The organism is Leptospira sanjuanensis, from assembly GCF_022267325.1.
GTDB classification, from domain to species: Bacteria; Spirochaetota; Leptospiria; order Leptospirales; family Leptospiraceae; genus Leptospira; species Leptospira sanjuanensis.
On the sequence record NZ_JAIZBG010000001.1, the window covers coordinates 1,451,137 to 1,464,173 of the forward strand.

The following is a 13,037-nucleotide window of genomic DNA, read 5'->3' on the forward strand; positions in this document are numbered from 1 at the left end:
AAAAGCCCGTTTTGCTTGTCAGGAAATCGGGTTTCGTAAGAATCATCCCATGCAAATCATCCAGGGGAAATGGAAAATTCCTCACGCCGCGAGAAAGCCTCTCGTATTTTTCCTAGTCTTTTTATTTTTATCCATACAATTCCGGTTTTTATTTTCGGATCGAATTCCAGAATCCGTTTCTCTGCAAAATCAATATCTCATCGCGCAGGACTATCAGGTTCTATTTAAGAATTTTCTGTCATCCGGATACGATCGTTCTCTGCAAGGGGGAAGTCCCACCTTCTACTTTCAGTCTCCGTTCTTTTTCTTTTTGGTTTCCTTTCTTCACACCTTTTTATTGTTCTTTTTTCCGTTTAGCGTTTCGTTCAATTTAGGAATTCTGATTTCGCTCTTTTTGTTTTCATACGCGTTCTTAAAACTAGGGTTTTTATTTCTCACCGAAACGAATCTCAGCCCGGGAAACGCATTGCTTACGATGACGGGGCTTATGTTTTACTTTTTATACCCTGGCGATCGAACGGTCGGCGCGGGTATCGTAGGCGTGTTTCAGAATTCGATTTCTTCCGCGTTGGGACTCGGGTTTGCTCTATTAGGAATTTATTATCTAGAAAAATTTCGTTATACGGGAAAAGTTTCCTCGTTCTTCAAACATCTTATCACGGGAACGATCGTCTTTTATACGCACTACGAAACTTCGCTGTTTTACGCGGTTTCTCTCGGGATTTACTTTTTATTTTACAAGGACGAGTTCGAACTTCTCGAAATCCTTTTGATCTTTCTTTTGCCGTTTTTGTGCGCGTCGCCGATTCTTTGGAATTACTTCGGGTACGTTTCGTATCAGCAGAATCCGCCGATTTCCTTTCCGATCAACGGTCTTTTATCGTTGTTAGGCGAAGAATTTTCCGGTAGCATTTCAAGACCGGAAAAGTTTCCGGACGTATTCAGACAGATCTTTATCGATCAGTATTGGATTCATCTATTGTTTCCGATTTTGTTCGTGATCGGAATTCGTCTTCTGTTTATCAGAAAGTTATTGCCCCCGATTTCGAGATTTCTGATTTTCGGAACGCTTTTGTTTTACTGGATGGCGACCGATTCTTCCCTTTCCTTGATTCTACCTTGGCTTCATGTTCGGTGGTATACGGCGCTCAACGTCTCGCTCGTGTTTCTTACCTTTTCCGCGCTCGTAACGGCTCGATTCTTTTTGAAAAATCTTCCACCCGGAAAATGGAAATTATGGACCGGTCTCGCTTTATTCATATTAGGAATGATTCGGTTTATCGTTTCGATTCCCGGACCGGCCACCGGAATCGAAAACGTATCCAAAGAACATTCCGGTCTTTGGGAACAAAGGGAAGAATGGATGCGCACGTTCGAAAACACCGCGTACGGAGCGCTCATCGCGTCGGAAGAGATTGCGGGCGGGAACGTATCGCAAGAATCCAGATGGGCGAGCGTGCTAATTCGAAAGGCTTTGCGAAGGAACTTTACGCTTCAGAATCGATTTGAAAGTTCTCTTCCTTCCTCAGCGGAGGAAATCATAGGATTGTTTCCGTCGCAAGGACCGAAAACTTCGTTTAACAACGAAAACAAAAACGGGAGCGCGCAACCGATCGGAGAACGCGAAAAGTTGTCTCGTTTGTTTACGAACCTTCTTGCGGAACGGGGTGTGTCTTACGTTTTACTCAGATCGAACGCTTTGAACGAGATCGCTTCGTCCGATCCGGTCGCATTTACGCCCTTGGAAAAAAGGGGAGAGTGGACATTCTGGAAATTGAATATTTCCAAACCGTTTTTGGAATTGCTTCCGTCAAAACCGATCGCGGTTTTGACGCCGGAGAATTCTCCCGAAAAAAAACGCGGATTGAAAGCGGAAGAATTGTCGGAGTCGATCCTGAACTCCGCGTTTCAATATCAAGTTTCCTTAATACCCTTGTCCAAACAGGAATTTCAATCGGATCCGAATTCGTTTTCGGCGGGATATGAAATCGCGGAGCTGAATTCTTACTTTCAAAAAAGAATCGAAGAGGACGCGGAGAACGATTTAAAACGGAAACCGGGCCTAAAAAAGGAAAAGAAGAAAGAAGTCTCCGGTTCTTCGGCTGAGATTCATCCTCTTTCTTGGAACGATTCGATTATTCATTGGAAACTTTCCGAAACGGCAGAAACGAATGCGTGTTCTCCGATCTTGATTCGTTCCGGCTTTTTTCCGCTTTGGAAATCCGATTCGGATGAAACTGTTTATCGCACTCTGGAAGGTCAGTTTTATTTTTGTTCCAAGGCGAAGGAAAATAGATTCGTATTTTATGATATTCGATCGTATTTGATCACGTTCATTCAACTGTTGCTTCCGCTTCTATTTTTCGGCGCCACGTTTTTGACGCGTAGGAAACTATCGAATTGATGTTCTTTGCCTCCGATTCTCCGAAAACCCCGTTTCGAAAAAGACAGCTTTTTTCGAATTCTTTGCTGATCGGTTTTTCGGCGGCGATTCTCTCGATTTTGTTTTTCGGAAATCCGGAAACTCCGATTTCCAAGGTCGTTCTTTCCGCTTTGGAAGGAGGTTTGATCGGTGGACTTTGCGATTGGTTTGCGGTTTGGAAAACCTACAAGGCCATCGAAGAGGACAGTTCCAGACTCGCATCGGAAATCGGCAACTGGGTTGCGGGCGATCTTCTGCATCACGAGGTGATCCGTTCGCGAATCAGAATGGTTTTGGAAGATCCGACCACCCGCGACGACGTTCACGAGGTTTTACTCGAAACCTTCGGAAACGAGGAAAAAACCCACGAGGTTTTGAACCAGCTTTTCTCCAAAGTGGAGGAAGACATCGTTCAATACGTGGTTCATTATCAGTTTTCGGGAACGGATGTCGCTTTATTAAAAGAGTTAAACCGACAAAAGGAGATTATGGACACGATCAAACTTCTGATCGGGGAGTCCATGATCAAAGTCGCCGATACGGAGGAATTCAAATCTCTTCTTCAAGAAATATTAGGAAAAATGAATTTAGTTGCCCAGGTGGTTTTGAACCTCGTGGTCGACTTTCCGAAAAAACTGAAGGAATACGGGAATCACGTAAAGCAGGGGTTGGTGATCGAATCCAAGGACGAAAAAACGATCGAGAAGCTCGTCAATTTGATGGCTGCTTCCACGGAAACGTATATTTCTTCCTGGAACGAACTTCATCTGGATCAAAGGGAAAAAGCGGTTCGATCCTTGATGGGGTTTTTAAAGGTTCAAGCGAGTCGTCTTTTAGGAACTTTGATTCAGTCTCATCTTAAGGAAATCGGTGAAATCAAAACTCTTCAAGAATACGCGCCTTTGCGATCGGTGCTGGAGTTCGTCGAGAAGAGGGTGGACGAAGGCGTTTCCGGTTATATCGGAAGGCAGATTACGACGCGTTTGCAAAGTCTCGACCCGAAAGATCTCCGAAAGAATTTGGAATGGAAGACTCGAAATGTTTTGGAAACCATTCGGATCAACGGAAGCATTCTCGGTTTTTTTCTGGGAAGTCTAACGGGAGTTTTGCGGTTCTTTTTTTGAAGGTTCGCCGGTCCTCGTAGTTTCGATACGTACGAATACCGGTTCCTTCCAATCGTAAAAGTCCTTTTATCAATCCGAATTCGATTGCGGAATTCAATCCTTTGTGCTAAGAATGAAAATCCGAACGAGCGGAACTTTGTCGTAAATCGAAGCCGTTTCGTTTAACAACGACGTAAAGAAACGTGTTGGAAAAGGGGTAATGATGCAATCCGGTAAGTTACGTTATTCGAATATAGATGAATATATCGCCTTATTTCCGAAGGAAATCCGATCTCTCTTAAAAACGATGAGGACGACGATCTCCAAAGCGGCTCCAAAGGCTACGGAAAAAATCGCGTATCAGATGCCTACGTTCGCTTTGTATCGTAACTTGGTCTACTTTGCCGCATATAAAAATCACATCGGTTTTTATCCCGGTTCGATCGGAGTCAAAGTTTTTCTACCCGAGCTGACAGCATACAAAACATCCAAGGGCGCGATTCAATTTCCTTTGGATCAACCTTTACCCTTAAAGCTGATCACAAAGATCGTAAAGTATCGAGTCAAAGAAGATACGGAGTTGCAAGAGAAGAAACAAAGAACGAAAACTGGTTCGGTCGGGCCTTCGATTCGGAACGAGAAATCGGCCGGACTTACCGCAAAACAATTCATCAAAGAATTGACCGCTCTTAAAACGAAAGTCGATTTAGAAAAGAATTCCAGATTTCTGCACAATGGAAGCGAAACCAATCTTTGTCTCGGCGTGCAGATGGGGAAAATATTCGAAACCGCGAAAAAATATAAGAACATGCCGTTGGGGGAAATCGCGGTTCTTATAAAAAATCCATATTACGAAATTCGAATGGGGGCCGTGAGTATTCTGGATTTTGCGGCGAGAGACAAGAAACGCGATCAAAAGTTCAGAAAGCGCCTCTTCGATTTATACATGAAAAATCACAAACATATCAACAATTGGGATCTCGTGGATCGTTCCGCGGGCCAGGTGATCGGCCGTTTTCTTTTCGACAAATCCAGAGAACCTTTGTATAGGTTGGCTCGTTCCAAAAATCCAATGGAAAGAAGAACTGCGATCGTAAGCACCTCGTATTTTATCATGAATCAGGATCCGAACGAGACCTTTCGAATCGCGGAAATTCTCAAGGATGATCGTGATGAAACGGTCCAGAAAGCGGTAGGGAGTTGGGTCCGCGAAGCGGGAAAAAAGGACAAGCCGCGTTTGCTCGATTTTTTAAACCGACATTGTGCAACTCTGCCAAGAGTTACGCTGCGGGCTGCGGTCGAACGATTGGATCCAAAGGAAAAGGAATTCTATCTCCGTTCCAAGAAGAATTGAAATATTCGAAAAATTGAAAATAAGCTCCCGAATTCCTCCCGGAAAGCCTCTGTTCGAGTCTAAAATGTAATAACTTACAAGGAGATTTATGGAAACGGTCTATCACGCGCAAGAAACAAGAGGAAAGGCGGATTTCGGTTGGCTCAAAAGCAGACATACGTTCAGCTTCAGTTCGTATTACGATCCGCGCCGAGTGCATTTCGGAAAACTGAGAGTTTTAAACGACGACATCGTTCTAGGCGGAAAAGGTTTTCCACCGCATCCTCACGAAAATATGGAGATCGTTTCTATTCCTCTTTCAGGAAGCCTGGAACATCGGGACAGCGAAGGAAATCATTCCGTGATTCAATCTGGAGAAGTGCAGATCATGTCCGCGGGAACGGGAATCGTTCACTCGGAGTTCAACGCTTCCGCGACCGATCCGGTCAATTTTTTGCAAATCTGGATTTTGCCGGATCAAATCGGAATTAAACCTCGTTACGAACAGAAGAAGTTCAACGTGGATGATCGCCGCGGTAAATTCCAGGAAGTCGTTTCTCCGGACAAGAATAGCGGAGCCGTTTGGATCAATCAAAACGTTACGTTTTCCCTGGCTCACGGAAATGAAGATTTAGAAATCCAGTATATTCCAAAAAATGCAAATGGGGGAGTGTATTTCTTTTTGATTTCCGGTTCGGTCGAAATCGAAGGGAAAAAGTTATCTGCGAGGGACGGATTCGGTATTCCTGCTTCCGCGAAACTCACGGTTCGATTTTTGGAAGAGTCGGAATTGCTTGCGATCGATACTCCGCTTTGAATCCCTGGAAACGTATGAGTTCCAACAGTTTACGATTTATGTCGGATTCCAGGAGCAAATACACTTTGCTCCTCTGACGTTTTGCGCGTGTTTGTTTGATATCGGTAGTACTGTTGGAACTCATACATTTAAAGATCCTTCGAGGAAATTTGTTTGTAAGTGATACTAATGTTGGAACTCATACTTCTCCGGAAAATACGGAAAATGTCGGAGCTGCTACGGTCAATTCCACCCGCGAGGGATCGAAGCGGTGTCAAGTTATTGCTTTTTTCGATTCGGTTTCGCTCGATCCGAAAATTACTGCAATAACTTGACAGGAGCAGAGAGCCCGGCCCGAACTAAATCGATCTCTCTCGAACGGTCGATTCGGGCGCGGCCTGAACTTCGCTTTAAATTTCCCCGCTTTTAATCCGAAACGTTCTAAGCGATCCCTCGCGCAATACGCGGATCGGAAGTTCCTTTTGGATCGTGCTTTCGTCCAAGGTTCTATGCATGTCGTCGATCGAACGGATCGTCTGTTCGTTCAAGGTCAAAATCATATCACCTTTTCTTAATAGACTTATCGCCGCCGGAGAGGACTGTTCTATCTCGACGACAAGCACGCCCGAATTCTGTTCGAGTTTGTTGAAGATCTTGAGTCGATTCGGTACGGATTGATTTTGTCCCGCGATTCCGAGATAACCGCGTTTGACAAAGCCGTTCTTCATCAATCGGGTGATGACGTATTCTGCCGTTCCCGATCCGACTGCGAAGCAGATTCCTTGTGCGGAAGGAATGATCGCCGTGTTGATTCCGATCAATTGTCCTCTGGAGTTGACCAAAGGACCGCCCGAGTTTCCGGGATTGAGAGCCGCGTCGGTTTGAATCACGTCTTCGATCAATCTTCCCGAACGGGAACGGAGACTTCTTCCGAGTGCGCTCACAACCCCGGCGGTTACCGTGGATTCGTAACCCAGCGGATTTCCGATCGCGATCGCAAGTTGTCCCACTTTCACGGCGGTTGGATCGGAAAAATTCAAGTAAGGAAATTGATCGCTCGTAACTTTGAGAACGGCGATGTCGGTCATCGGATCTTCTCCGATCTTCATCGCTTTGAGACTTCTTCCGTCTGGAAACTCCGCGCTGATTTCCTGCGAATTTTCAACCACGTGCTGATTGGTTACGATAAAGCCGTCCGGTGAAATCAAAAAGCCCGAGCCGGAACCTCCCATTCGATTGCCGCTCACTTTGAGATGAACGACTGCGGGACTTACGGTATCGACAACGCTCGTGACCGCTTTCGAATACGCATCCATCAACTCGTCGTCGTTCGAGGAAGAGGGATTCGTGTTTTTATTCGTAAGCCGGGATTCTTTCGAATCCGATTGAACCCATTGAATCATAAAACCTCCGGGTAGGTATTAGACCGACGGGAATTTATTTGTATCCGAAAAAGTTACAATCAGGAATACGAATCGAAATCTTATTTCAAAACCCATTCGGAACGTTTCGGTGATCGATTCCGAAAGAAGCCAAACAAAAAAAATCGCGACTTGTCGTACCTACGACAAACGATTTCTGTTCATAAAAGACTTGATCTTCGGTGATCAGCGTTTGGAAAAGCTTAGAATTTCGCGGGTGATGGAGTCGAGATTGGTGCTGCCGAGCTCTTCTTCGAGAACCCTTTGCGCCTTGTCGTAAACCTTGGTCAAAATCGGTTGGATCGCGTGACCGCAGATACATTTTTTATTCGGGGATTTGGAATGCATCTGAAAGATCTTTTCGTCGATCGCTTCGTAGATTTCCTTCAGATTGATTTCCGTCGCAGGTTTCGCGAGATAATAGCCGCCGTTCGGTCCCATCTGATTGCGGACGATTCCTTGGTTTTTGAGAAGAGATAGAATCTTTCGGATTACGACGGGATTGGTGTTTACGCTTTCCGCGAGTTCTTCGGAGGTTTTGGTTTTCCCTTCTCCCAAAGACAACAAGGAAAGAATGTGGATCGCGACCGTAAATCGACTCGTCATATCTGTAAAGCTCTCAGTTACAGACTACAGAAAATGAGAATTCATGTCAAGTGAAAGCTTCGCTTTCAAAAATACTTGCTCCCGATTCCGAAACCGTAAGAATACGTCCGATGTTTCAGAGTTATATTCTTCGATTCTTGGACCCGGCGTTGGAAAAAGAATTCAGATCCTTTCTTCGGGATCATATCGCGGTTTTCGTAAGAATCGGGGCGATCTCGGCGGTGTTCGGCTACATCGCGGTATTTCTTCTTTTCTACGATATTCTTCTCATACGCGATCATCGCGTCCTTTGGATTTTGGAGGGAAGCGCCGTTTTCGGTTTGGGACTTTTTCTTTCCACGTTAAAGCGATTTCGGTTTAGCATGGTTCCGGTTTCCATTATCGGTAATACGAGCGCGGGATTCGTCGCGGTCTATGTGGGTTTCGTGTTTATCCGGAATCAGCACGCGATTCTTCTTACCATTCTGATCATCATCGCGTATTACGCGTTTTTGGTATTGCGAATCCGCACGTTACCCGCGTTTATCGCGACTTCTTCCTATTTGGGCGCGTATCAATACGGACTTTTGATCGACGACAGTCTGGATTCCCAGAACAAAGCGGTTTATAGTTTTCTAATATGGTTCTCCGAGTTTTTTGCGGTGATCGCCGGTTATACCTTGGAGTTGACCACTCGTAAGTTGTTTTTGCAGGCAAAGACGATCGATACGCAGACGAAAGATCTGGAAATGGAAAAGGAAAAATCGGATCTTCTGTTACGGAACATTCTTCCGGACGCGATCGCTCATCGATTGAAAAACGAGAATTCCCAAATTTCCGAATACTTTTCCGAATGTTCCATCCTATTCGCGGACATCGTAGGGTTTACTCTTCTTGCCGCGCGCAAAACGCCGGACGAACTCGCGGGTCTTCTCGATCGATTTTTTTCCAGACTCGACGAACTTGCGGAGCATAGGGGAGTGGAGAAGATCAAAACCATCGGAGACGCGTACATGGCGGCCGCTGGAATTCCGATTCCCTGCGAAGATCATATCCAGAGAATCGGAAATCTCGCATTGGATATATTAAAAGAAGTGAATACGAATGAGGAACTGGTCCGCGAGAATCTGAACATTCGGATCGGGATTCATTCGGGACCGGTCGTCGCGGGTGTGATCGGAAGAAAAAAATTCATCTACGATCTTTGGGGAGATTCGGTCAATCTCGCTTCAAGAATGGAATCGCACGGAATTCCCGGCAAGATTCACGTAACGGAAGAATTCTACCGCGCCGCGTCTCCTCTCTTTCAGTTGGAAAAACGAGGAGAAGTGGACATCAAAGGAAAAGGAATCGTGTCCACGTATTTCTTAGCGGGGTGAACAAACGCTCATCCGAGAAGATCGATGTGAACCGGATTGTATTGAATCGAAGTGCTTCCTTGGCTGAACCATTCCGGCACGGCTCTGCGCCAGGAAATGAACTGCGGAGTCTCGAGATGTTTTTTTCTCGCGGTCTCGCTCTTATACACTTCCATAAAGACGAATCTTCCGGGATCTCCGTCGGCTTGCAGAACATCGAGTCTTAGAACTCCTTCTTCCGTATCGAGGGATTCCTTAGCCATCTCGTGGCTGATCTTTTTAAACTCTTCCACCTTTTCTTCCAAAACCTTATACGAGGACAGGATCACGATCATGTTTGCAGAATTTCGTACGCGTTTCGTTTTGGGAAGAAAAATCCTCCTTGCTTAAAACAACTGTTATTCAAAGAATTCTCAGAATGAAATTGAATACTCGAATTACGGAAATGCTCGGAATCGACCTGCCGATTATCGGAGCTCCTATGTTTTTAGTCTCGTATCCGGATCTGGTAGTCGCCGTTTCCGAAGCGGGAGGAATCGGTTGTTTTCCTTCTCTCAATTATCGTTCTCCGGAACAACTTAAAGACGGATTGCAGGAGATCCGTTCTAAAACGAAGAAGCCGATCGGGGTCAACCTGATTCTTCATAAATCGCATAACCCCAATTGGTCGAAGCAGCTCGAGGTCGTTCTCGATGCAAAGGTCGAACTTTTGATCACGAGTTTGGGAAGTCCGCGCACCGTCGTCAGCGAAGCGAAGAGCGTCGGCTCGAAAGTTTTCTGCGATGTCACCACCTTGAAACACGCGAACATCGTTGCGAAGGCCGGAGCGGACGCTTTGATCGCAGTCGCGCAAGGCGCGGGCGGCCACGCGGGAAATATTTCTCCGTTCAGTTTGTATCCGTATCTCAAAAAAGAAACCGGTCTTCCCATCGTCGCGGCGGGTGCGATTTCAAGCGGCGCTCAAATGGTGGCCGCTCTTGCGTTGGATGCGGATGCGGTCTATGTGGGAACTCGTTTGATTGCGACGCCCGAGGCGATGGCGTCCGAAGGTTACAAGCAAATGCTCATAGAATCCGGCCCGGAAGAAATCGTTTATACCGAGAAGATTTCGGGAATTCCCGCAAACTGGTTGAAAAAATCGGTGGAGAAGGCGGGGGATCTTTCGCACAGCGGACAATCGCAGAATTTAGATCAAGAATACAAACGCTGGAGAGACATTTGGTCCGCGGGTCACGGTGTGGCTCAGATCCAAGGTTTGATTCCCGCAAAGGACGTGGTTCAGGGAATGGTTAAAGAATATCATGATATTCTAAATCGTTTGCCGCGCTGATGTCGTATCTGCCCGTCCGTAATCGGGATTATAGAAGGACAAGCGATGGCGGAAAGCGTTACGTATCCGCAAGTAGGAAAAACCGTGATCGACACTCCGCTTTCCAGGAAGGGGCGGCAGTTGCGGAAATCTCTTTGATCGTAGTTTGAACCCCGGTTAAACCGTTGACGATTTCCATTCTTCCAAAGAAATGTTATGAAGAATGGCAAACGCAAATAAGAAATCCGTGCCAAGCGGCAAAATAAAAAAACCAAACGACAAAACTTCTCTCATTATACCGATTTACAACGAAGCCGGTCATTTGGAAGAATTTTTGACCAAAATCGATGCGCTCGTATTGCCAACCGATAAGGAGCTAGTATTCATCGACGATTGTTCCAAAGACGATTCTCGTTCTATTCTTCAATCGTTTCGTTTTCGTTCCGCGCATCAAATTTTGCTACAGGAAAAAAATCAAGGCAAGGGTGCCGCGTTGCAAACAGGAATCGCGGCCGCGACCGGAAATTTTCTCATCGTGCAGGATGCGGATTTCGAGTACGATATGGACGAGGTTCCGATGCTGCTCGAACCTTTGATGCGAGGAAAAGCGGATGTAGTCTTCGGTTCCCGATTTAAGAAGGACGGAAGACAGGTTCACAGAACGTTTCATTATATGGTCAATCGCTTCCTAACGTTTGTTTCCAATTTTCTGAGCGGGTTGTATCTCACCGATATGGAAACCTGTTACAAGGCGTTTCGTTCCGAAATCATCAAAAACGTGAACTTAGAATCGAAACGTTTCGGTTTCGAGCCGGAAGTCACCGCGAAAATCGCTAGACTCAAGATCCGTGTTCAGGAATTTCCGATTTCGTATTATCCGAGAAATTATTTGGAAGGGAAAAAGATCACATGGAAAGACGGAGTGGCAGCGCTGCGCCATATCGTGTATTTTAATCTGATTCAATCCAAGAAAGGTTTTTTTAAAAACGAACTTCCTGAGAAATATATTCCGAAAGGAATTCATTGGCTGTAGTTCGAATGGAAAAGTTGTTTCTAAATTCCAATGTAAAAGGAACGGTTCGAATCGTTCTTGCGATTCTTTCCGTTTCGATCGTAGTCCTATTTGTTTGGAAACGGTTTCAATGGGATTCGGGAGCTTCTCCTTTGATTCAAACAGATGCTCAAATCAAGGTTTATCAAACGGCTCAATATGCAAAGAACGGAATTAACAATCACGATTGTTATTACGAAGGGGGACGTTGGGATTTAGAGTTTCGATACTTTCCGTTTCATTATCCTTGGGTCGTTTATATGGAAGAGGTAAAATCCGATCGGACCTGCCGATTTCAATATCCTTCTTTTTTTGCGCAGGGATTTGCTCTTTTGTATCGATGGACCGGATATCGCTTTCTAAATTTCGCGATTCTATCGTTTTATTTTTTGGCCGCTTTTTTAACGGTTTGCATATCCGTGAAACGTTTCGGAGTATCCGACTCGGTCGGGTTTGCCGTTGGGATTCTTGCGCTTACTGGTTATCCGCAAAATTCGGGTTTTGAATATTCGGAAACCGTAATCTCGAACGTATGTTTTCTGTTGTTTTTAAATGCGGCATTGGGTGTTGCACTTCAAGCGGAAGAATCTAAGACGGCTGTTCTTTACGGATTTGCGGGTTCTCTTGCGGTATTTTTACGTTCCGAAAGCGTGTTCTATTATTTTGCGCTCGGTTTGGGAACGATTTTGTTTTTAAAATTATCCATTCCGGAGCTTTTAAAACGTTTTCGCTTTTTGCTGATCGGATTCTTGGCCGGCGGGGTACTCCTCGCATTGTATAATTATCACGAGTTCGGAGCTGTGCTTGGGATCAGGAGCAAACTTTCGTATTCCGATTTTCTGAAGTTAAATCTGACGACAAAACTCGAATTGTTGAAGGGGTATTTCTTCGGTTCTTCGATTCAGGTAGGGTTGTTTTCGTATTGTTTTCCGATGATTGCTGGAATGATAGGATTTCTCTTTTTACAAAAGAAAAAATCCGATTGGAGCGGTGCATATTCCGTTCTTCTCTTTACCGGAATTTTAGGAATGCTTTTGGTGCAGACCTTTAGTCCGTACAATCCGGGAGGTTTGTATGCGGGTTTACGATTTACGGAAATTTCGTATTATTGTTTTACTTTGTTAATCGGAATTGTGATTCATACAGTTCAGAATTCCGAAAGAAGGCGCGCGCATTATGCCGTTTATTTCTTGTGTATCCTTCAGATTTTTTTCTGTCTATTTCATACCCGCAAGAATATTCAAGTCGTCGACTTCGTAAAAAAACATCACGAGATTCTTCAGAGAGAATGGAAAGCTTATCCCGATTTTCCGGTGGTTCATAAAAGTCTTTTCGATATGTTTCTGGTTTCGACTTCCTATTTGGACAAACCCCATTTTGTGGCAAAGGACGAGACTTCCTGGAAGGGATTGGAATCGGTTCTTGAAAAGAATCGAGTGAGGGGGTTTCAGGTATTTTACTTCGGTTTAACGCCACCGAAAGACATCAACGCACCTCAGGATTTTTACGACGAATGGATCAATACGAAGTATGAGATCCGTTCGTCGAAGTATTCTCTTCAAGAAAGGAAGGTCGTGGAAGGTTTTGTTTTGGAACGTTATGTTTTAAATTCGGATAATAAAGATTAGTCGTCCACTATATTTCGACGCTCGCATAAAG

10 protein-coding genes and 2 pseudogenes are annotated in these 13,037 nt (G+C 45.1%); 9 read left to right on the top strand and 3 right to left on the bottom strand.

What is annotated here, in order from left to right:
* Positions 1-49: 49 nt before the first annotated feature.
* From LFX25_RS06585 to LFX25_RS06605, 5 genes and pseudogenes are all read left to right on the top strand, one after another.
* Complete coding sequence (locus LFX25_RS06585) at positions 50-2,404, top strand: hypothetical protein (RefSeq protein WP_238729512.1); 2,355 nt, start codon at positions 50-52, stop codon at positions 2,402-2,404.
* Entirely contained in the window at positions 2,401-3,546 is a 1,146-nt protein-coding gene (locus LFX25_RS06590) for a DUF445 family protein (protein WP_406600481.1), read from the top strand. The genes LFX25_RS06585 and LFX25_RS06590 overlap by 4 nt, the downstream gene beginning before the upstream one ends.
* Positions 3,547-3,748: 202 nt before the next feature.
* Positions 3,749-4,120: pseudogene (locus LFX25_RS06595) on the top strand (iron chaperone); the annotation flags it as partial.
* Positions 4,106-4,879: a DNA alkylation repair protein gene (locus tag LFX25_RS06600; RefSeq protein ID WP_406600520.1), complete on the top strand. Its 774-nt coding sequence runs from the start codon at positions 4,106-4,108 to the stop codon at positions 4,877-4,879. The pseudogene LFX25_RS06595 and the gene LFX25_RS06600, both read left to right, overlap by 15 nt.
* An 88-nt stretch (positions 4,880-4,967) precedes the next feature.
* Positions 4,968-5,675, top strand: coding sequence for a pirin family protein (locus LFX25_RS06605; protein WP_238729514.1), 708 nt, complete (start codon positions 4,968-4,970; stop codon positions 5,673-5,675).
* 389 nt (positions 5,676-6,064) lie between these two features.
* Here the strand turns inward: LFX25_RS06605 and LFX25_RS06610 are convergent, their stop codons facing one another.
* Both LFX25_RS06610 and LFX25_RS06615 read right to left on the bottom strand, forming a co-directional pair.
* Positions 6,065-7,057 (bottom strand): S1C family serine protease, encoded by a 993-nt coding sequence (locus LFX25_RS06610; RefSeq protein ID WP_238729515.1) that lies wholly within the window; start codon positions 7,055-7,057, stop codon positions 6,065-6,067.
* A gap of 204 nt (positions 7,058-7,261) precedes the next feature.
* Positions 7,262-7,681, bottom strand: coding sequence for an Rrf2 family transcriptional regulator (locus LFX25_RS06615; protein ID WP_238729516.1), 420 nt, complete (start codon positions 7,679-7,681; stop codon positions 7,262-7,264).
* A 110-nt stretch (positions 7,682-7,791) separates the two neighbouring features.
* Between LFX25_RS06615 and LFX25_RS06620 the strand changes: the two are divergent.
* Positions 7,792-9,106: pseudogene (locus tag LFX25_RS06620) on the top strand (adenylate/guanylate cyclase domain-containing protein).
* Here the strand turns inward: LFX25_RS06620 and LFX25_RS06625 are convergent.
* Positions 9,048-9,353: a putative quinol monooxygenase gene (locus LFX25_RS06625; RefSeq protein WP_238729517.1), complete on the bottom strand. Its 306-nt coding sequence runs from the start codon at positions 9,351-9,353 to the stop codon at positions 9,048-9,050. The pseudogene LFX25_RS06620 and the gene LFX25_RS06625 overlap by 59 nt on opposite strands.
* A gap of 83 nt (positions 9,354-9,436) precedes the next feature.
* On the opposite strand from LFX25_RS06625, the gene LFX25_RS06630 reads away from it, so the two are divergent.
* The 3 genes from LFX25_RS06630 to LFX25_RS06640 all read left to right on the top strand — a co-directional run bounded on the left by LFX25_RS06630 (position 9,437) and on the right by LFX25_RS06640 (position 13,006).
* Positions 9,437-10,348, top strand: coding sequence for an NAD(P)H-dependent flavin oxidoreductase (locus LFX25_RS06630; RefSeq protein ID WP_406600482.1), 912 nt, complete (start codon positions 9,437-9,439; stop codon positions 10,346-10,348).
* A gap of 202 nt (positions 10,349-10,550) precedes the next feature.
* Positions 10,551-11,360: a glycosyltransferase family 2 protein gene (locus LFX25_RS06635; protein WP_238729519.1), complete on the top strand. Its 810-nt coding sequence runs from the start codon at positions 10,551-10,553 to the stop codon at positions 11,358-11,360.
* Entirely contained in the window at positions 11,351-13,006 is a 1,656-nt protein-coding gene (locus LFX25_RS06640; protein WP_238729520.1) for an LA_3751/LA_3752 family putative glycosyltransferase, read from the top strand. The genes LFX25_RS06635 and LFX25_RS06640 overlap by 10 nt, the downstream gene beginning before the upstream one ends.
* Positions 13,007-13,037: the final 31 nt, after the last annotated feature.